The sequence below is a fragment of the Anaeromicropila herbilytica genome, assembly GCF_016591975.1.
Taxonomy (GTDB): domain Bacteria; phylum Bacillota; class Clostridia; order Lachnospirales; family Lachnospiraceae; genus Anaeromicropila; species Anaeromicropila herbilytica.
In genome coordinates, this window is sequence record NZ_AP024169.1 from 872,230 (window position 1) to 894,905 (window position 22,676).

The 22,676-nt window shown below is 35.2% G+C and carries 14 protein-coding genes and 1 riboswitch; of the genes, 11 read left to right on the top strand and 3 right to left on the bottom strand.

Annotation, left to right across the window (positions count from 1 at the left end; all coding sequences use genetic code 11):
- The first annotated feature begins 90 nt into the window (after positions 1-90).
- Complete coding sequence (locus tag bsdtb5_RS03655; protein WP_271714699.1) at positions 91-579, top strand: DUF6803 family protein; 489 nt, start codon at positions 91-93, stop codon at positions 577-579.
- 127 nt (positions 580-706) lie between these two features.
- Here the strand turns inward: bsdtb5_RS03655 and bsdtb5_RS03660 are convergent, their stop codons facing one another.
- Positions 707-1,630 carry a DUF5692 family protein gene (locus tag bsdtb5_RS03660; RefSeq protein ID WP_271714700.1) on the bottom strand — a complete coding sequence of 308 codons (924 nt, stop codon included), beginning with the start codon at positions 1,628-1,630 and terminating at the stop codon, positions 707-709.
- 591 nt (positions 1,631-2,221) lie between these two features.
- On the opposite strand from bsdtb5_RS03660, the gene bsdtb5_RS03665 reads away from it, so the two are divergent.
- The 4 genes from bsdtb5_RS03665 to bsdtb5_RS03680 all read left to right on the top strand — a co-directional run bounded on the left by bsdtb5_RS03665 (position 2,222) and on the right by bsdtb5_RS03680 (position 6,004).
- On the top strand, positions 2,222-2,821 hold the full coding sequence (locus tag bsdtb5_RS03665) for a rhomboid family intramembrane serine protease (protein WP_271714701.1): 600 nt from the start codon (positions 2,222-2,224) through the stop codon (positions 2,819-2,821).
- Positions 2,822-2,891: 70 nt separating this feature from the next.
- Complete coding sequence (locus bsdtb5_RS03670; RefSeq protein ID WP_271714702.1) at positions 2,892-3,596, top strand: LytR/AlgR family response regulator transcription factor; 705 nt, start codon at positions 2,892-2,894, stop codon at positions 3,594-3,596.
- Positions 3,597-3,599: 3 nt separating this feature from the next.
- Complete coding sequence (locus bsdtb5_RS03675) at positions 3,600-5,078, top strand: ATP-binding protein (protein ID WP_271714703.1); 1,479 nt, start codon at positions 3,600-3,602, stop codon at positions 5,076-5,078.
- Positions 5,079-5,260: 182 nt separating this feature from the next.
- Positions 5,261-6,004: a hypothetical protein gene (locus tag bsdtb5_RS03680; protein WP_271714704.1), complete on the top strand. Its 744-nt coding sequence runs from the start codon at positions 5,261-5,263 to the stop codon at positions 6,002-6,004.
- A gap of 87 nt (positions 6,005-6,091) precedes the next feature.
- Here the strand turns inward: bsdtb5_RS03680 and bsdtb5_RS03685 are convergent, their stop codons facing one another.
- A complete protein-coding gene (locus bsdtb5_RS03685; RefSeq protein WP_271714705.1) occupies positions 6,092-6,766 on the bottom strand; it encodes a DNA alkylation repair protein in 675 nt (224 codons plus the stop codon).
- Between the two features lie 639 nt (positions 6,767-7,405).
- On the opposite strand from bsdtb5_RS03685, the gene bsdtb5_RS03690 reads away from it, so the two are divergent.
- Complete coding sequence (locus bsdtb5_RS03690; protein ID WP_271714706.1) at positions 7,406-8,548, top strand: SEC-C metal-binding domain-containing protein; 1,143 nt, start codon at positions 7,406-7,408, stop codon at positions 8,546-8,548.
- A gap of 218 nt (positions 8,549-8,766) precedes the next feature.
- Positions 8,767-10,263 (top strand): amino acid permease, encoded by a 1,497-nt coding sequence (locus tag bsdtb5_RS03695; RefSeq protein ID WP_330611926.1) that lies wholly within the window; start codon positions 8,767-8,769, stop codon positions 10,261-10,263.
- Between the two features lie 134 nt (positions 10,264-10,397).
- On the opposite strand, the gene bsdtb5_RS03700 is transcribed toward bsdtb5_RS03695, so the two are convergent.
- On the bottom strand, positions 10,398-10,550 hold the full coding sequence (locus bsdtb5_RS03700; protein WP_271714707.1) for a hypothetical protein: 153 nt from the start codon (positions 10,548-10,550) through the stop codon (positions 10,398-10,400).
- A 177-nt stretch (positions 10,551-10,727) separates the two neighbouring features.
- Here bsdtb5_RS03700 and bsdtb5_RS03705 point away from each other — a divergent pair, with 177 nt between their 5' ends.
- The 4 genes from bsdtb5_RS03705 to ltrA all read left to right on the top strand — a co-directional run bounded on the left by bsdtb5_RS03705 (position 10,728) and on the right by ltrA (position 22,604).
- Positions 10,728-11,921 carry a GerMN domain-containing protein gene (locus bsdtb5_RS03705; RefSeq protein WP_271714708.1) on the top strand — a complete coding sequence of 398 codons (1,194 nt, stop codon included), beginning with the start codon at positions 10,728-10,730 and terminating at the stop codon, positions 11,919-11,921.
- 232 nt (positions 11,922-12,153) lie between these two features.
- A riboswitch (cyclic di-GMP riboswitch) is annotated at positions 12,154-12,238 on the top strand.
- Between the two features lie 147 nt (positions 12,239-12,385).
- Positions 12,386-19,807: a cellulose binding domain-containing protein gene (locus bsdtb5_RS03710; RefSeq protein ID WP_271714709.1), complete on the top strand. Its 7,422-nt coding sequence runs from the start codon at positions 12,386-12,388 to the stop codon at positions 19,805-19,807.
- A gap of 48 nt (positions 19,808-19,855) precedes the next feature.
- Positions 19,856-20,722: a polysaccharide deacetylase family protein gene (locus bsdtb5_RS03715; protein ID WP_271714710.1), complete on the top strand. Its 867-nt coding sequence runs from the start codon at positions 19,856-19,858 to the stop codon at positions 20,720-20,722.
- Positions 20,723-21,206: 484 nt separating this feature from the next.
- Positions 21,207-22,604, top strand: a complete 1,398-nt coding sequence (gene ltrA / locus bsdtb5_RS03720; RefSeq protein ID WP_271714711.1) for a group II intron reverse transcriptase/maturase — start codon at positions 21,207-21,209, stop codon at positions 22,602-22,604.
- Positions 22,605-22,676: the final 72 nt, after the last annotated feature.

Here is a 22,676-nt window from a genome sequence, read left to right on the forward strand (position 1 = left end):
TAATATCTCCATATAAGTGATATAGAATGTGAATGTAAACAATAATAATTCAATGATATTATTTAAAGAGAAATTATGGGAGGGTATTTCATGAATTCAATGACTCACTATATGGAACTACTTGCTTCGAATCAACCATGGAATTTAATTATCTTTATGGCAATACCAGTTATCTGTGCTGAGACTTTAGCTATAACAGAGCTAATACTTTTGTTTGGAAGAAACTTCAATGGTACAACAAAGAAGGTAAGTAAGGTAACAGGAATCTTTGCGGGACTATATTTCCTTGGTGTATTTGTATATTTGATGTCTACTGCAGTAATACCACTGACTACTAATGGTGATTGGAGAGGTTTTGTAGATGTCATTGCAGTAGGATTCTACTTAATGGGAATTGTACCTTTTATGGGGATGTTCTTACTTGAAGTTGGACTTATAGGTAAAGGACAAGATGAAATAGGAAAACAGAAGATTCATGCAATCTTTGTTGGTATCTTCTTAGTTGTTGCCCATATTGCCATGATATTTGGTATGATTGATCCAAGTTTATTTACCATGAAGAGTATGGGTGGAATGTAAATAGATTTATATATACGATATTAAAAAGGATAACCTAGTAATAGATGCGAATACAGAAAAGGGGGTACCGATAACCGGTACCCCCTTTCTATATTCGTGTGATTTGCAGGCACACTTATTATATTTATTATTCAGCTAAATCTTTGATTTCTTTGTATTGTTTAAGATCTGTATAAAGTTCTCCTAAATATGGATTACGTTTTGTTTTAACAATCTTATATGCAAAGTAGATAAATACAGCAACATTAGCAGCTAAAGCTACAAAACTTACGATAAATAATGCAGTCTCATTATGAGAAGAACGAACTGCAAATCTAGATTCATCAATAAATCCAGGGCAAGTCATTGCGAACATACACCAAATTGCAAGTGTTTGAGCACGATGTTGTAACCAAGCACCTTTCTTGATAAAGAAAGCAGCAAAAGTTGGTGCTAATAATAAAGCTAGACCACAATACCAAGCATGATCTGGTAAACAGTTATATGTATAAGCGAAGTTCCAAATATCATATGCTACAATCCAGAACCAAAGCATATCAGGCCATAACATGTCTTTACTCTTATCCTTACTAATACAGATTCCAAACCAACCTGTAATTGTAAGGATATTTAAGATACCTGCAATACCATTCATATAATTCCATGAACCGCTTACAGTAACCATACCTTCAAAGATATCTTTATGAAGACCTAATCCACCAATTTGGAAATCACGGGCAACTGCTTCACAGATATTAATAGCAAGAATTAAAGGTGGGAAACATAAAGCCCATTTGTTGGCACTTGCACCTTTTACATGGCGAATTAACCAGAAACCGATACATCCTGCTAGTGATGAATATACTTTAGCATAGTGGAACCAGTCATTCACACTGGTACCTTTTGTTGTATTTGGCCAAACAGCAACTGTTAAGATTACTGGTAGAACCATGAAAAATAAAACGCCTCCCCACTTGGATCTACGGCTAAATTCATTGAGTGCAATCAATGCCACAAAAACAACTAACCACATAAGCCAGTTAGAGAGTGGTTGTGATTCGAAAAAAAACATAAATAAATCCCTCCTTAAATATAGTTAAAATAGTATATTTTGCATAAATAACCACAGATATAGTATACACATTGTATAAATAAAGTCAAGGAAAATATTGATAATTGGAAAATAAATTGGTGAATATGACGAATAATATCTGCATTATATGGCAGTATAGAACATTTTATATAAAAATATTAGATGCGTAGTACGATAGGATATGCTACTGTAAATAGATTCAATCACTTTATGAAGTGGTATTTATAACTATATAAATTAGCTGAAATAGTTGATTACTACAGAGATTATATATTTTTTTTATACTTCTAAGAAAATAAATATAAAGCCGAAGCGTAAATTAGGGAAACTAATATTATGCAATATTTATTTCCTACGTTAGGTAAGTTTACAAAAAGACAACCATGAAGAAAATTGTAAAATCAGATAGCTTATACAAAATATTATGTTATAATTGGTAAATATATAGAAAAATATATAGATGTGAATATTAACATTCATTCATGAAATGAAATAGTTCTATCTTAAATAGAATACTATTAACTTACACAACTAACTGAAAATATCAAAGAATTGGAAAGGAAGAACAATATGGAACAAATTAAAAAGGTAGTTGGAAGGCTCCAATATAATTCACCAGTAACACTTACCTTCGCTCTAATATCCTTTGCCTCATTGCTTCTTGGTATGCTGACAAAGGGAGTGACAACCAATTTATTGTTTAGCGTATACCAATCTTCGTTGCTTAATCCACTTAGCTATATAAGGATATTTGGTCATGTGCTAGGCCATGCAAATCTCAATCATTATTCAAGCAATATGCTATTGTTCTTAGTACTAGGACCAATGTTAGAAGAAAAGTATGGATCAAAAACTTTTCTTAAGATGATAGCAATAACAGCTGCCGTATCAGGTCTATTTCATATCATATTTTATCCTAATGTAGTCCTACTTGGAGCAAGTGGAATCGTCTTTATGATGATTGTATTATCCTCTGCTGCAGGAATGGTAGATGGTAAAGTTCCAATCACACTTTTACTAGTCTTGGTTATTTATCTGGGAGGAGAGTTTGTAGGAGGTTTAGGTGCTAATGATGGAATCGCACATTCTGCACATATTGTGGGAGGTATTTGTGGTGCAGGATTTGGTTTTCTAATAGTACGAAAGCATAACGATTTATTACTAAAATAGTGCCTTTCAATACATAAGGCTTGAAAAGGTAATATAAAAATACGAAAGAAAAGTAGGAGGTGTTGAATACATGCTGCAGATTGCAATCTGTGATGATGAAGACATAATTTTAGAATATATAACAAGATTAACAAATGAGATAATAAAATCTGAAAATTTGTCGTGTAACATTCACTCCTACTCATCAGGAGAACAGTTAATAGAGGAGAATGTACTTTTTGATGTCATTCTTCTTGATATTGGAATGAACCATTTAAATGGGATTGAAGTTGCTAAGAAAATAAGAGAAAGTTCGGATGCAGTTATTATCTTTATTACTGCACTAAAAGAATATGTCTTTGATGCCTTCGATGTTGGAGCATTTCATTTTCTAATAAAACCGATTGAAAAGAATAAATTCTTCGAAGTATTTGTAAAGGCTGTTAAGCAAAGAGGTGATAGTAGGACAGGAGAAGCATTTCTTATTAAGGCAGGTAGTACATTTCAGAAGATAGAACCAACTAAGGTCTATTATGCCGAGAATCATGGAAGAAAGATAGTATTACATATGAAAGATAAGCAAGTCGAAACTTATGGAAAAATGGACGAATATGAGCTGCGACTAGGAGAAAATTTCTATCGGTGTCATAGAGGGTATTTGGTTAATCTATCAGAGATCTATTCTTATGATCGAATGAATATCGTGTTAAAGAATGGAGATCATATTTACCTTTCCAAACAACGATATTCAGATTTTGTAGGTACCTATATGAGATATTTAAAAGATGGAGATTAAAGAATGGTTGAGATCATAAACCGGGTCATAGAGATTGTGGAATATAGTATCGAAGGATTACTACTCTATTATTATATGAAAGATTATGTATTGTCAAAAAAAATGTGGAAGTATGCGCATATTGTACTGATTCTACAATATATGGGGATACAGGTATTTCTTCATAGCGCAAGTTCGGTTCGTAGATTGTTGTATGGGAAAGATATGATTATTGAGAGTAGTAGGCAAAGTATTATTGTGCTCGCAGTGAGTTTGTTTTTTACACTAATCTTTACGTTAGTTCTTACGAAGGGTAGAAATCTAGTTAAAATGTATCTAGTACTGACTTTTTATTCAATTATGGAGCTATGTAGATTTATCATTTATTCCATTATGATAATTGTAACGGACCGGTGGGTTCATCTAGCAGTATTTCTATTTGAACGAAAGTTTATTAAAAATTTTGCTTCCCTTCAACGATTGTTGGAGATCAATCAATTCCTTTTCAATAATATGTTTTCTATTGGAATGTGTCTTCTATTGTGGTTCATATTAAAGCGACATAAATATTATTTATCCTACATAAAAAATCAGCTAGCGAATCAGGAATTATTATTTTTATCAATACCAAGTCTAGTTGGTCTTATCTTAGCTATCCTTCTTCGGAGTATTTTATTTATTAAAAGAGATGGTAAAATGTATGATCTGTATTCGAATAATGCACAGATGTATTTTATCGTACCCGCAATTATTCTGCTGTGTCTGATATCAATTGTACTTAGTTCAAAGGTATTAAAAGAGCTAGTAGAATATCATGAGGAAAAAAAGCTTCGTATGATCTATGAGAATCAAATGAGTGATATGAAGAAACACATAGAGGATATGGAACAATTGTATGATGGAATTCGTGGAATGAAGCATGATTTAAAAAACTATACCTTTGAGATAGAAGCATTATTATCCCTTGAAAAGGAAGATCATGGGGAATACCAAAGTGAAATAAATCAGTACTTGCAAGGCATCTATACATCGCTTGATAAATTTGATATGAAATATAAAACAGGGAATCCAATTATAGATGTAGTATTAAATCGTAAATATCAGCAAGCGAAGGAGAATGAGATTACATTTACCAGTAATCTTATCTATCCTAAGAATCTGAATATTAGCGCGTTTGACCTAAGCATTATATTAAATAATGCATTAGATAATGCCTTAGAAGCCTGTATGAATCGTAGATTACGCATAGATAAAAATGATACTTTTATTACATTGAATGCTTATCAAAAAGGAAAAATGTTCTTTATAGAAGTAAACAATAATTTTCATGGGTCAATCAAATATCAAGATCATAAGAAGGAACTTGCAACCACCAAAACAGATCAAGGAATACATGGAATGGGAATAAAGAATATTCGTAATTGTGCTGATAAATATTTTGGTGAACTTCTCATTGAAGTGAAAGAGGATGTATTTCAATTAACAATTATGTTACAAGGGTGATGTTAGGATGTCAAATCCAATCTAAGAAATGGATTTTCGTTACAAGATAGATACGCTTCATTACAAATGACTTTATTTTTAATTCTGCCTTACGATATAGTAATTACATGGATGTATGTTGCATCAGGGAAGATGAGGGAATATCATACATAGAAATGTAACTACGAAGGGAGAAATGAAACATGAGAGTAACAGGATACACGCCAATGTCATTGCTTGATGCTATGCAAGGAACAAAATCATCAAGTATATATAGTAATCCTTATGCTAATTCAACAGGATTGGTGCATAATTGGATGTCTGCATCTACAAAAGCTAAGTTAAATCAATCAACGCTTAACGCTTATAAGAAGACCGATTCGCTTTATACGGCAACTAAAAATGCAGCAGTTGGAGTAAGAGAACATAGCGAAAAGTTAGCCAATACAAGCGCAGATTCCGTCTTTGCCAAAGCAGAAGCTGGGGATAAAAGTGGTGCAATGAATGAAATTAATAATTTTATTAAAGACTACAATGGCATGCTTCACAACATGAGTATTACAGGACAAAGTAGTAGCAATATTCTATATAAGAATCAGTTACATAATAATGCGATTGCAAATAAAGAGAGTCTTAATGCGATTGGAATTACAGTTCAAAAAGATGGTACCCTTGCGGTCAATCAAAAGACTCTAGAGAATTCGAAAGTTGAAGATCTAGAAAAGGTATTTCAAGGAGCTTCTTCATTTGCAGGTAACGCATCCGTTAAGAGTATCTATGTGGAAGCTAATGCAGTAGAAGCGATGTCTGAGCAGAACTCAATGTATTCTTATTTATCATCAGGATATAATAACTTAGGCGGATATAGTAGTCTTTTAGGTAGCTCCAGCTATGGCTCTGGTGGATTTAACAGTTTACTTAGCAGTTTTCTAGATTCAACGATATAAGATTACGTCCGACTAGATTATTAGTCGGAATGTGAAGCGTATAAGATAATCAATTTGTAATAAGGGAGTGTTCATAGGGACACTCCCTTATCTACGTTTCATTTTCCGAATTATTTGTTTGGTATCAGGATCTACTTTCAGAGATTCTGTTATCTTTTGCAAAGCTTTGTTATAAGTATCATTATCCAAGGTGTTATCCTTAAGGTAGATCATAGTACGATCTGGGTAGTTAACATAGCAGATAGAGATTGCCCAAGCAACAGACATTTTTACATAGTAACCGGGATGCTTAATCTGATCCAGCATTGATAATATGGAATCAATATGTTCTTCGTCTATATAATAAAAGAGCAACATAACAACAGCGAATCGTATAGAATACTCTCTTGAATCGGATAAGAAAGGAAGCAGATAATCCCACATTTCCTTAGGATAGCGCTTAGGCAACTTAAGTCCACTACAGAAACTATCACATACGGACCAGTTATCAATCTTAGTTACAAATTGGGTGATGTAAGGTAATAGTTCCTTAAGTTCTGCACTTATATAGCCGATGGTCATCCCTTGTAGCATAATCTCTTCAAAACTATCGTCAGAAGCATCTATAAGATAGGATTGCCAATCCCCTTTCGCAAGGTCCTTTGCTATTTTTCTTAATAGTGGTAATCGAACACCCATAACATTAGGGACACCAGGCAATAAATTACTGGTGAAAGCTTGGTATTTTGGATCAATTAGGGAAGAGAGCTTTTCTCTAATCATCTGATTTCTATCTATATGAATCACCTACTTTCATTGATAAGATATCTATTAAAGAATAATAATGTTTCATTCTTGGAATACGTTTCATACTCAAGTATTCAAAGTAACATTCTTGAATAAAACTCTAAAATCTGTTAGTTCATAAAAAATAAAGTTTTACGACAAGAACATTATACAACGTAGTAGTGATGTACTCAATATATTTACGATGCAAACAGTACAAGCATGAAACTGAATACTATATGGGGATGAGTTATCAAAAGAATGGGAAAATACTACAATTGTAGAAGCATATTTAGGGGAACGGTGGGAAAAAGAAATTTCACAAAGTAAGCTTATCTACTATATAGTTGATTACCTCGTGATTTTTGATTAGAATTCTACTCTTTTCAGATGAAGATAAAACTGATATAATAGATGAGGTCTATGAGCGAATTGCAATTCATAGGCTTTTTACTTGATGATGGATTCTGTCGTAGATTGGCAGTGAATCAATACATATATAATACGTAGAAGATGTCCATGAATTAAAAAGAGATGAATCTACGATAAAAATGACTTAATAGTCACAGATGAATTGTCAAAGACTGTTTAGTCTGTGACTGTTTAGGCAGTAATATATTTAGAGAGAGGTATTGTATGCAAGCAGCATTAAATGAAGAACAACAGAAACTTATGAAAGAGATACTTATTAATGGAATGCCTTCTGGTGATTTAAAAGAGTGCCTTGGATTCTATACGAAACAAAAGTTAGCGGATATCGCTGTTCGTTATGGTCTGACTAAGCTTATGTCTAAGAAGAAAGAGGAAATCATCGATATAATATCGGAACGTATTCTTGAGACTTTGTCAGAAGAGATTATGTATGAAGATACTAGCGAACTAGAAAAATTAATGGATGTATGTTCAGATAAAGAAACGGATACAGAACTTAAGACAATCACAAGTCTACTAAGATATCGTTATCAAGGATGGGTATATCTATTTAACATAAAGAATGAAGATAGCATCTGTGTTGTCGTACCAGAGCAGATAAAAAAATATATGGTTGAATTCTTATCTGATAAAGATAAAGTAATAGAAACGAATAAGAATCAAGAGATGCTAGGATTTCTAATGGCATTAAATAACATGTATGGAATCTATGAGATAGATCAATACCTAACGGTATGGAACAAATATCATGAAGAGCAATTAAGCTACGATGCATTTGTTGAATTTTTTGATAAAGTGAAAGAACGTTATAGTTTTTGCTGGATGGATGATAACTATATTATCAATGAAGGATTTGAGAATAAAGAAGAATATCAGGATCTGTTAAATGATGTTATACATAAACCTTACTATATGCCAAGCAAAGAGGATCTTGAAATATATATGCAGGAATTAGTGGATATTGATTCCGAACAATATATAGCAATCAAGAATTATCTAAGTAAAAAAGTGAAGAGTGAAGTAGAATTAGACAATTTACTTTATGATTTGGAAACAATATGTGTATTATCTGCTCTTCCAAGTGAAGTTATTAATTTTATGGAAGAATATCAAGTGACTTTTGATGATTCGAATGATGCAAATGTATTTATGAAGTTATATATTGATTGGCAGAACAACACTAGAGTATGGAACAATAGAGGATATAAACCAACCGAATTATACAACGATTATAATCAGGGAATTGTAACTCAAAATGTTCCATATGTAAGGGAGAATAAAATAGGTAGAAATGAACCATGTCCATGTGGCAGTGGTAAAAAATACAAGCATTGTTGTGGAAGATAATAAAACGATAACAATAGAAGTATTAATAAGTTGATTAGGACCCGTCATATTGGCGGGTTTTTCTATGTTTAAATGTTTTTGGGAAAATATACAATATGAATTTAATTAATTTCTAAGGATGGATATTTTATTAAGATATAGGAATAATAGTTTGGAAGATATTTATTTTTAAAATAAATAATAGATATCATATTTTAATAAAATAAGGATGTGTTTCGATGAAAAGTGAAAATATTCATGGAAAAGAAAAAGGATTATCCGCATGGCAACTCACTATGATGGCAGTAGGTACGGTTATCGGAGGGTCCTTTTTTCTTGGTTCGGCTGTAGTTATTAATGCTACCGGTCCATCTGTTTTATTATCTTTTATATTAGGCGGAATCTTAGTATATTTTATTCTATATGCATTGTCCGAAATGACAGTATCCAAGCCGACAGCGGGATCATTTCAGACCTATGCTTCTGACGCATATGGTCCTGGTTTAGGCTTTGTTGTTGGATGGGTATATTGGACAGGTATGTCACTTGCAATGTCAAGCGAAGCGACTGCAGTATCAATACTGATACGTGAATGGTTTCCAGGAATATCAATTGCTGTTCTTGGTAGTGTCATAATCGTTGGGGTAACTTTACTTAATTTATTGGGTGCAGATAAGTTAAGTAAGTTAGAGAGTGGACTAGCGATTATTAAAGTGGTAGCTGTTGTAGCATTTATTGTTCTCGCAGTGTTGTTAATTGTTGGTTTAATACCAGGAACTAGGGCAGCAGGTGTAAGCCAAGTGGCAACAGAATCTTTTGCACCTGGTGGTCTTGGTGGATTTGCAGGAAGCTTATTAATTGTAATGTTTGCATATTCAGGATTTGAGATTATTGGATTAGCAGCATCTGAGACTGAGAATCCACAAGAGACAGTTCCAAAGGCAATTAATTATACCGTAGTATTACTTGTATCCATCTACATTATTGCGATTGGGTTATTACTATTTTTAACTCCAACATCTATATTAAATGAGAGAACCAGTCCTTTTGTTGCGGCACTCAATCGTTGGGGTATGGGTTGGGCAGGAACGATAATCAATTTTGTGCTTATAACAGCCATTCTATCTACTATGTTAGCTGCAATGTTCGGTCTTGGTAGAATGATTAGAACTCTTGCAGATGCTGGACAGGCACCTAAGTGGCTAGATGATACAACGGATATTCCACGTAAAGGAATACTATTTACTGGTGTAGCAATGCTTTTAGGACTGTGGTTTGGATTATTGCTTCCTAGTGTATATCTATTCTTAGTTAGTTCGGGAGGATTTGCTGTATTATTTACCTATGCAGTTATCGTGGCATCTCATATTCGTTTTCGTAAAGCAAATGGATGCCCAGAAGGAAAATGCAGACTAGGAGCATTTCCTTACTCTTCGTTATTTGTATTGGTATGCCTAATTATTGCAATGTTTAGTATGCCTTTCATTGGTGGACAAACGTATGGATTCATTGCAGGTATTGCGATTACGGTTCTATATTCAGTAGCATATCTTATAATGAAAGCAGTCAAGAATAGGCAAGGGATTAGTGATAATGGAGATGCCAGACAATTTCAAACTAGATTATCCACGGAATTCTCGAAAGAACTTACTTTTGATAAAGAAAGAAAATATGACGAAGGTGATAGAGATTCTGGTGAAGATGAGGAAGAAGAATATGATGATTATAATGAATAACAAAAGCATTGGAGTAATAGTGAAGACACTGTAGACAAATGCAAATAATAGCTTAGGAAAAAATCCTAAGCTATTATTTTGCGTTTCATCATATATAAATTTGAATCAACATAAATAAAATTGAATTCCTTACATTACAAGGATCTACTTTTTTCATGCTTAGATTCATGAACACCAAGTTTCTGGCCATTTACCATTCCTACATCTGCATTACTTTTAGGTTCCATCTTGCGTAAAGTGGCATTGCTTTTCTCTCGGTCCTTCATTCGATTTTTGTTATTATCCATAATTGTTCTCCCTTCTTTGGCATATAATCTACGCTCTTTCAATTATTGCGATATGAAAGAGCATTTTTTCACGTACTTAGTATTCCACAAAGAGTGAAAATTATTTTACATTGTCTATCTTTTCTATATTTAGCCATACTATAGAAAAAAGTAGAATGTGAAAGGTATGGTATTAAGGTGAAAAGATATATATGGAAAACTAGTATACTTTGTATGATTATATTATTCATGGGATGTAGCAAGAATAGTGTTAAGCAGTCACAAGAAAATAACAAAAATGAACCAAATGAACAAAATGAGAAGACCACGGTAGCAACTCCAACAAGTTCTCCAGTGGAAACCAATCAATCTACGAATCAACCATCAGAGTCGGAGAAAGATACAAAGCTAGGAGTTATAGCAGACTATTATCCTGTTGTACCAAATACACAATATCGATACCAAGGAGAAGGGAATGAGTATGCTCCCTTTCAGAGAAATATTGATTTTATCGATGAAGTGAACAATTGTATTCAGATAAGAACGAATAATGGAGGAACCGAGACTGTGCAAGTAATTCAGATTCAGCAAGGAGAGTTATCTGTACTACTTACGAAGAATGAATGTTATTATCGGGATAATCTGATCAATCAGTATCTGAGAGGTAAAAGTATATCAAGTACCAAAGCAGAAATCTTATTAATGGAACCGCTGAAAGTTGGAACCAAATGGGTACTTCCAGATGGAAGGAAACGGTATATATCGGATACTCAGGCCAAGGTTGATACACCATTAGGCAAGTATCAAGCAATTGAAGTGACCACTATTGAAAATGATACTGAAAATGGGAATGCAACAGATCGTAATACTGAAAAGCAAGAAAGTACAACGAAAGAGTATTATGTAAAAAAAATTGGGCTTGTGAAGCGAATCACAAGGATAGGAGATATGTTAGTAACCTCAACATTAAGTGAGAGAAAAGAAAAATCTCCATGGAAACAAACCATTCTATTCTATTATCCAACGAGTGATAACAAAATATATAGAAAAGAAAAAATAGTATCTTTTTATACCAATGATGTTACTCGTACAATCCTTGAGAAGGAAATGAAAAAAGAAGCTACCGGAAAGCATCTTCCTCTCATAGCAAAGACAACGAGAATAAATTCTTTATATCTGGGAACAGACCAAATTGTGTATGTCGACTTTACAAAAGATATCGTAAAAGAAATGAAGAGTAAAGAGCAAGAATCACTGATCCTACAGTGCATTACCAATACGTTAGGCAATTATTACGGAGTGAAAAAAGTCTACCTTACCATAGAGCATCAATTATATCAGTCAGATTACCGGAGTACAACAAAGGGAGATACTTTGAAAGTGACGGAGTAACCAATTTCAAATAACTACTTACAGCCGTTAAATAAATATCAAATAAGAACATCAAATAAATGTTAAATAATCACGTAAATAAACGTTATGCAAATAAATATGAGTAAAGATGCTAATGGTAAAGAGTATATTTAAATGTAGAAAAATGTCTAAACTGGTATAAATATACACAGAGATATGCCGATATATACTAATAATTGGTAACGATTACAAATGTCAACTGAATAGATCACAAATAAAATGATGCGTTGAAATATAGTCAATATCTGGGCACTTTGGGCTATATGGAGCAAGTGGTGCAACCGGCATTTTTTTTGTTGCCTTTTTTTAGGGTTTTGTATCCAAAATATATCGCTCCAAGAGTGGAGAAGAACTTGGATATAAAAACCATCATAACTCATACTAAGATGAACATTAGTATCTCAATCATCGTAGTGAATAAAGTACAATTAGGGGAGGAATTTATGAATTCACAAAAGGGAAAGAAAAGAAGATTATTGTGGAACAGAGCGCTTAGCATACTCTTGTGTATTGTTATCGTATTAACAGCAATACCAATGAATGCAGAAGCAGCAACGAAGAAAAAATTTATCAAAGTAGACCATCAACTCTTTGATCCATCTGCAGGAGAGCAAACTACGGTTAGCTTTAATCTGGAAGGCACCAGGACAGTAGATATCAAGGTTATGAATCAAAAGGAAACGGTCACGTACCTAAAGAAGGGTGAAAAGTACGAAGGAAAGTATAAAACGTATAAAGTAACCTGGGATGGTAAGGACAGTAAAGGTAATAACGCAGCCGATGGTACCTATAAGATTGTGGTACAACCTACCGAGAAGAAGTTCAAGAAAGGAACTTCTTCGGTTAGTGTATCTGTAGTGAATGCTGCAAGCAAAGAGATTGGTATTGTTCCAAATGTGAAAGGCGATACCTTTAAAATCTATGGTGCTGGTGGTAAGAATCAAGGAACCAGCAAAGTTACCTTGTCGGTATCCCAAGATGGTAAATCAGGAAGTAGTATCAATGCAACAGTAGATGATACGATGTGGTATGCAGATCTACCAATGTCTGCTTATAGCTTATACCAGATCAAAGCTTCGGTAAATGGAAGCTCCGGTAACGTAACAAGAGATATATCAGTAGTCCGACATGTATTTCGTGTTGGCGATAAGATGAAATATCTTGCTGCACTCTACTATGGAGATTATACGAAGGACTCTAATATCTTATTGGATAATCAAGTTTCAAAGAATTATACCAATGAAGGAGCCTTAGTAGGTACCAACATTCTAGTCATCAATCCATCCAAGAAGATTGCACAAGATATCTCCAAGGGTTCCAAACAGAAGAAGCAACATCTAGGAACCATTGACGAACTTAAGAGGATTGCATCCACGAATCCAGTGTTCTTAAGTATGGGAAATAATTTTTATTCCAATTCAGACCTATCAATTGATGGATATAGTCCACTGGAATTTGAACGAATGTATAATACGATGAGCTATGATTACAGTGAATTCGGTATTAATTGGTCCCATACGTATTCTTATTATCTACAGGATATGGGAGATACTGTAGCCATTGTATTTAACGATGGACATTCCGAATATTATAAGAAAAATAGCGATGGAAGTTATGCGGCAGCAGAAGGAATAGCAAGAAAATTAGAAAAGAAAAGCGATGGAAGCTATACACTTACAATGGAGGGAACAAGTATCCTTCATTTTGCCAAGGAGGGAAGTCTACAAGAGATTACGGACTTAAATGGAAATGTACTCAAGCTAACCTATAAGAAGGATATGCTTAGTAAAGTAGAGAATTCAAGCGGTTACTTTAACTTCACCTATAACACCGATGGAACGATTCAATCCATCGTCGATAGTGGAGATAGAAGTATCAGTTATACCTATACGAATGGATTAGTTACTGGCTTCAAGGATGTGAATGGAAATACCACTACATATCAATACGATAAACTTAATCGTTTAACAAAAGTAATCAGTCCAGAAAAGGTTGTTCTATTAGATGTGGAATATGATGATTCGGACCGTGTAGTTAAGAAGACAATTGGGGGCGGTACCTACCAATACAGTTACGACGATACCAACCGTGATATCGAATGTACCGAGCCAAATGGCAATACTACAACCTTCCATTATTCCAAAGATTATCAAATGGAATATGAGAAAGATTCCGAAGGAACAATAAAGTACTACTATAAAGACAATACAAGCTCCACAGGGAAGCCAAAACCATATAAGACAAGTAAAGCTAGTCAAAAGACAAGCAAAAAAAGAGCAAAAGTGTCAGCAGTATCAGGTTCTGCAATCACAGCAGGTTCCAATATCTTAGAATTAAAGACACATAACATGAATGTATGCACTGGAACGCAGACGAATAATACGTTATATCCACAATTTCGTATCAAGAATACCAGCAGTTCGAACATTGATCTAGCAGACGTTACGTTGCGTTATTATTTCACGGTGGATGGAGATAGACCGCTGAACTTCTTCTGTGACTATTATAGTAAGGGAAGTAACAGTTCTGTAAAAGGTAAATTTGTCAAAGTAACCTCCTCCCAACCAGGAACAGACTACTACATGGAGGTTGGATTCAATGCAAGTGCTGGTACATTAACACCAGGAGAGAGCGTCGAATTTCATACCAGAATCGGAAAAGATAATTGGGATCTATTTACACCAGGAGATGACTATTCTCAGAATCCTACCACAGAGTTCACAAGCTTTGATCAGGTAGATATGTTCTATCAAGGCAATCTAGTATGGGGCAAAGGTTCCCAGTGTACAGAAGATACCAGTGGTCCTAAGGAAGATCCAAATAAAGGTGGTTCAGATAATAACTCTGGCAGTGGAACTGTCATTCCTCCAGAAGAAGTCATAATCCCATCGGGAACAAATAAATTAAAATTAAAGATGTACAATACAGGTAATCGTGGAGACAGTACCAATACCATTCATCCAATGATGCAACTGGTCAATACTGGTACGAATATGATTAAGTTAGAAGACATCACAATCCGCTATTATTACACACCGGATGATAACAAAGAACAGAATTATTGGTGTGATTGGAGCAGTGAAGGAGCACAAAATATCACTGGAACGTTTCATGAGCTCACCGATAAATACTGGAATGCAGATACTTATCTAGAGATTGGATTCAAGCCGAACTCTGGTTACATAGGAATTAGTGAAAAGGTAGACATTCATTCCCGTATCGCCAAACAAGATTGGAGTGACTATGATATCACCAACGATTACTCCATTAATCAAAAGGAAAGCCTAATCGACTGGGATAAAGTAGATGTCTTCGTAAAAGGTGTGAAAGTATGGGGACAAGGCGTTGTTCCAAGCGAAGAGGAACAAGACGAAGATTACATTGAATACGCAGATACGACAAAGAATCTAATCCGTGCAGAGATGTTCAATACCAACACAGAAGAAGTGAGTAACTGTGTCGCACCAAGATATCGAATCTACAATACAGGTACAGAGGATATTAAGCTATCTGATCTTAAGATTAACTACTTCTATACAACAGATGACGAAGAAAAGCAGATCTTTGAACCAGACTGGGCTGGAATCGGAAGTGATTTTCATTCCAATATCGCAAAAAGTGATATTACTTGTGACTTTACAGAAGTTGGTGATGACAACGTAGGCACCAATTGTGCCGCAACCATCGGATTCACAAGGGAGGATCTAGTATTAAAGCCAGGAGATTATCTTGAATTGCATACAAGAATGCACCGTAGCTCTTGGACGACTTACCTACAGAATAATGACTTCTCCTTTAACAAAGAGGATACGAATTATGCAGAATGGAATAAGATAGCCGTATTCGTAGGAGACAACTGGGCATGGGGAAGTATGCCAGTATCCTATGCAGAATTAATTGGTGATGATCCTGATGATACAGATCCTGATCCAACGGATGGTGGTAAAGGTGGATACGATTCGAACACCGATAAGGCTGGAAACCAGACGTATTATACGTATGATAAGAACGGAAATATCACCTCAGAAACCGATGCCCTAGGTTATAAGACAACTTATACATACAATGAATTCAACCAAGTAACTTCAATGACAGATGCGTTAGGCAATACCGTGACTTATGATTATGACAGCAAAGGAAACCTTATCTCCTATACGGATGCGTTAGGGAATAAGACGACTTATACTTATGACAGTAAAGGTTGTCTAACTAAGACTACGAATCCAGATGGTACCGTTGAAAAGAGAACCTATGATAGCAGAGGCAATCTCCTTACGGTTACTGATGAAAATGGAAATGTAACCAAGTATGAATATGACAAACTGAATCGAGTAACTAAAATAACAGACCCAAAAGGAAATATAGAGTCTTACGAATATACCTTAGATAGTATGATAAAGAAAGTTACGGATGCACTAGGTAACACTACGTTAACTGAATATAACGCGGATGGGCAAGTAATGAAAGATACCAATAAGAACGGTAAAAGTACCTTATATCAATATAGTACGACAACTGGTCTATTAGAACAGTCAACCGATGCCAAGTCGAATATTACCAAATATCAATACGACAACATGGGCAATGTTACCGTTGAGACTGCAGCTGATGGTAGCAAGACAACTAATGAATATGATAAATATGGAAGACAAAAGGCAGAAATCGATGCCTTAGGAGCTAGAACAGAGTACACCTACGATGTAAATGGTAACCTGACTGCCGAGAAGGATGCCTCAGGAAATGAGACGAAGTATAGTTATGATAAGCTCAATCGTGTCACAAGTACCACCGATGCTTTAGGAAATGTAACAAAAAATGAATATGATGCATTGGGAAGAAAAATTAAGGAAACAGATGCTAATGGTGGAGTTACATCAACAGACTATGATCCAAATGGAAATGTTGTAGCAGTTACCGATGCCTTAGGTCATGTCACAAAGAATGAGTATGATAAAGTTGGAAAGCTTAAGAGTACCATCGATGCTAAAGGAAATAAAACCACTTATGGGTACGATGCTGGCGGAAGAAAGATAAAACAGACCAATCCTTTAGCAGGAAGTATCACATGGGGTTATGATAAGAATGATAATCTCACTAAGGTAACTGATGAAAATGGAAACACTATGGCTTATGCCTATGATAATCTAAACCAATTGGTGACAAAGACCGATGCCTTAGGCAAAAAGACTACTTACCAATACGACAAAGAAGGAAACAAAGTAGAAGAAACCAATGCCCTTGGCTATACTACAAAGTATTCTTATGACGCCATAGGAAACCAAACGAAGGAAACAGATGAGTTAGGAAATGTAACAAAATATGAATATGATAAACTTAGTCAATTAACAAAGAAAACAGATCCATTAGGGAATATCCAAACCTATACCTATGATAAAAACGGTAATCAAGTAAAAGAAACAGACGCTTTAGGCAACAGTTCAAGCTATATCTACGATAGTGTAAATAAACTAATTAAAGAAATAGATGCCAAAGGTAATACAACAACCTATACATATGATAAAAATGGGAATAGGACAAGTAAGACTGATGCCAAAGGGAACAAGACTTCTTATGAATATGATACTTTAGGAAATCTAACGAAAGTAGAAGATGCTCTTGGGCATACATCTGAGTATTCCTATGATAAATTAGGTGACATGATAAAAGAAATACGAAGAGGAACTAATTCATCGGATGATCAGACAACAACCTATCAATATGATAAGAGTGGCAATCGAACAGCGCTAATTGACGCTGCTGGAAAGTCCATATCATATGAGTATGATAATAATGGACAATTAACAAAAGAAACTGCGAAAGATGGAACGTCTACCCTATACAAATATGATAAAGCCGGCAATCTTTCAAAGAAAACCTATAGTGACAATCGCTCGGTTACCTATGTTTATGATAGCAATAACAGACTTACAACAATGACCGATTGGAATGGAAGTACAAATTATACCTACAACGCTCTAGGGCAAGCTACCAAGGTAACAGATGCCAATAATAAGGTTGTTAAGTATACTTGGACGAAGAATGGTAAGAAACAATCCATGACTTATCCAGATGGAAAAGTAGTTCAATATGCTTATGATGCAGCAGGCAACTTAGTTAAAGTAACAGATACTAAGAATGGTGTGACTACATATAACTATGATAATAAGAACCGGTTAACATCAAAGAACCTACCAAATGGAACAGAATCAGCTTACACATATGATTCCATCGGACAACTAACAGGAAGGAAAGAGAAGACAGGAAGTACAACGAATTCCAGTTATAACTATCAATATGATGCCAATGGAAACCGTATTAAGGAAACAAAAGTAAAAGCAGGGGGAACTGAGACTAGTACCTATGCTTATGATGATCTCAACCAATTGATGCAGGTTGCCGATAAGAAAGGTACTAGAACTTATACCTACGATGAATTCAACAACCGTAAGGGAAAAGAGGAAACTGGAAAAGATAAAATAACCTATACGTATAATAACGTAAACGAGCTTGTTAAAGAGACACAAGGAACGGATACCAAAACTTATAGTTACGATGCTAGAGGTAATCTATCTACTAAGAAAGTAAATGGAATTACAAAGGCAACTTATACCTTCGATTCTACAAATATGCTGACAAGTGTTAAGAATACGAGCAACAAAACAGCAAGTAAATATGAATATGATGGTGCTGGTAATCGAACCAAGAAAACAGTATCGAAAAATAACAAAGTTGTAAGTAAAAAGTCTTATGTGATTGATACCATGAGTTCTTATCAGGATATAATAGCAGAAGCAGATACGGTATCTGGAGATGAAACGGACTTTACCTATGGATTAGGATTAGTTAGTGTTGAAACAGGAAAAGGTATCAGTTATTATAGAATTGATGAGAAGAACAGTGTAGAAGAAATTCAGAATAATTCTGGTACAGTTAAGGCTGAGATAGGGTATGATGAGTTTGGTAATGTAGAGAATCCAGATGATATCGGAACGAACGGAAATATTTTCTCTTATACGGGGCATGTGTATGAAACAGAAAGTAGTCTACTCTATGTGAAAGCAAGGTATTATGATTCTAAGACTGGTAGGTTTATTAGTGAGGATAGTAATCTTGGGGAGATTGAGGATACCTTGACTAAGAATCTATATATTTATTGTAGAGAAAATCCGTTAATGTATATGGATTCAGATGGGCATTACGCATCGACACAAAGTATAATTAATGATGGAGGAAGTAGTAAGAAAAATCATGGTGGAAGTGGTAAGAAAAAGGGGACGGGTAATGCTCTTGTTACAAAAGAAAAGTTGAAACAACTTGGCTGGAAACTTAGTGATGAATCAATAGGGCAATTAAATAAGGCTTTAGTAACATATGATATAACTACACCCGAAAGAATAAGACATTTTCTATCTCAATGTGCACAAGAATCTGAAAAAGGATTATATACTACAGAGTTAGGTTCAGATGAATACTTGACAAAACATTATGATCAAGGAACTGCAGGAGGTAAAAATGTTGGAAATACACAAAAAGGGGATGGACCTAGGTTTAGGGGGATAGGATATATCCAAGTAACTGGTAGATCTAATTATCAAGCCATGGCAAAGGAGACAGGAGACTCTAGAGTAATGGAAGGGTATAGTTACGTTCGAGATAATTTTGATTTGTGGGATATTTCGGGAATTTGGTGGAGAAATAATAAAATGAATTCTATTGTAGATAGTTTAGCAGGTAAGAGTGCAGACCAACAAGTGCTACAAGTTTCTAGAGCTGTAAACTGTGGTAGTAGGTACAGTAAAGCGATACCTAATGGTTTACAGAACAGGAAAACGTATTATGCGGAGGCTTGTAAGGTTATTAAATAGCAAGTAAGATATTATAAAGAGTCGTATTCAGAAAATGGAGAAAATTATATGCAAAATAAAAACTTTTGTGTAGCTTTGTTGATGTTATTTGTAATTACTTTAACTGCCTGTGGTACGGGTGGATATAATTTGGGTAAGCTGGAAATTAACAAAGATAAAACTGGGAATATACAAGAAACACAGCCACCTGTAACCGAAAAAAGTCAAAGTAGTGATAATAATATGATTAATAATACCAAGAATGAGGATAATTCTAATAGTTCAATTGAAAAAGTATACGAAACAAAAAAAGAAAGCTATATTTATAAAAATATTAAAATTGATTATCCTCAAATAATTAATTTTAATGATGTTAATAAGCAAAAATTAATTAATGAATTAATAAGAAACGATATTCTTAAAGTTCTAAATAATTATAAGGACAATAAGGATCATGTATCACTAATGATTGACTATAATGTGATGTTAAAAAACTCCAAGCTGTTAAGTATAGAATACATTGGGCAAGAAAGTTTTGAAGATTACCCACGTGTTAATAACTTGTTTTACTCGACAAATATAAATATCAGTAATGTAAGTAAAATTAGATTGAAGGACATTATCAATATTGATGATAAATTTGTAAGTAAATTCATGAGCGAGAAATTCAAAGCTTTGATTTCTGAACTTAGTCCAATAAAGGAATTAAAAACCACAGAGGAATGGATGAACTTATTTAACACATCAGACTTAATTGAAAATGTAGGAACTGAAAATCAGTCAGAAACATATAGCTACCTAACAGAGGATTCTTTAGGAATTAGTGTTGGGGTTGGTCATAACGCTGGTGATCATGCAGAATTTGAAATCAAATACCAAGATTTGAAAGATAATATAAAAACTGAGAATGAAATTTGGAAAGATTTATTGCACTAATTTTCAGCAACAAGCAAAAAGTAATATACATTTTACTGGCGGTTGTCTTCGGATGACCGCTATTTTTGTGGTGCGCCCGGCGGGCGCACGTTTCAACGGGTGTAAGTCCCGAATCCGCCCGGTAGTGGGAAGGATATAGCCAATGGCAAGGGTGTCGTGGGTGACTGCGAATCTGAAGGAAGCCGGATGGCAAATCTCTGGTCTGACGTACAGAAATCACATCAGGCTATGCATGAGGGTAAGTCTGCCATACAAGTCGAAGCCCAATAACTACACGGAATCATGCATGGTAAATGTGGCAGATGGATGGAGAGAAGGAACGTGTGAGTACCCGGGGAGATCTGGATGGAACGCCTTGAAAGAGGTAACTATTATCGCAAGGTAATACTGAACATGCAGAAGTCAGCAGAGGTCATATTAGCCGAGAGGCGAAGGACCGAATCAATAGGAGTCCCAAGTATAACCGAGAAAGGAGGAGTGGCTGATGAAGGCAGAAAACTCTGAAAACAGAGACTGTCCGCAAAGAGATAATGCGGAACATGAAGGGTATGAGGAAGTTCGGAGGTCATTCCGCTCGATATGGAAAGAAAAGGGCAGTGCACAGCCAGAACTCTTGGAGAAGATACTGAACAAAGATAATCTTAACAGAGCTTATAAGAGGGTAAAGGCAAACAAGGGAGCACCGGGAATCGACGGTATTACAGTCGATGAAATAGGTGCATATCTACGGGAAAATCAGCAAAGAATTATCGAGAAAATATACAAGGGTAAATATACACCCGACCCGGTAAGGCGTAAAGAAATCCCGAAAGCAGACGGTGGAACGCGAAAACTTGGTATTCCAACTGTCAAAGACCGTATTTTTCAGCAAGCCATTGCACAACAACTGATGCCGACATATGAGATGCAGTTTTCGGATGGAAGCTACGGTTACCGTCCGGGAAGAAGTGCGAAGGATGCCATTATTAAGGTCAAAGAGTATGCCGAAGAAGGTTACCGCTATGCGGTATCACTAGACCTATCAAGATACTTTGACACCCTAAATCACGAGTTATTATTAAACATACTTCGGAGAAATGTGAAGGATGAAAGGGTAATACAATGGATAAAGGGGTATCTCAAGAGCGATGTTATGGAAAATGGTGTAGTCATGGACACAGAAGAAGGATCGCCACAGGGTGGAAATCTGTCGCCACTATTGGCAAATGTTTATCTCAATGAGTTTGACCAGGAGTTTCAAAAGAGAGGTGTTCCGTTCGTACGTTACGCTGATGATATAGTTCTGTTAGCAAAGAGCGAAAGAGCTGCAAGGAGACTTCTGGAGACAAGCACGAACTATCTGGAAGGGAAGCTTAAGCTGACAGTAAACAGAGATAAAAGTCGTGTGGTCAGTGTATTTGCAATCCGAAATTTTAAATTCCTTGGCTTTGCATTGGGAAGGAACGGAAAGGGCATATACGTCCGAGTTCATCCAAAGTCATGGAAGAAGTTTAAATCAAAGCTGAGAGAACTATCTTCCCGAAGGTCTGTTCAGAGCATAAGACCGGCATTAGAAAAGATAAAGATATATGCTAGAGGATGGCTTAACTATTACGGAATAGCAAGTATAAAGAACCCCATTGATGAAATCAATAAGTGGCTCTACCATCGAATTCGTATGTGTATTTGGAAGCAATGGAAGAAGTCTAAAACGAAAATGAGAAACCTTTTAAAACTCGGAGTGACCAATGATTTGGCATTTAAAACGGCTAATAGCCGTAGAGGTTATTGGTTTGTGACACATACAGTAGGGGTCAATATAGCTTTAACAAAAGAAAGACTGATAAACAGTGGCTTTTATGACTTAGCCACAGCCTATCAGTCTGTGCACATCAACTATTGAAAGCGCCGTGTACCGAACGGTACGCACGGTGCTGTGAGAGGACGGGAGTTAATCACTCCCTCCTACTCGATT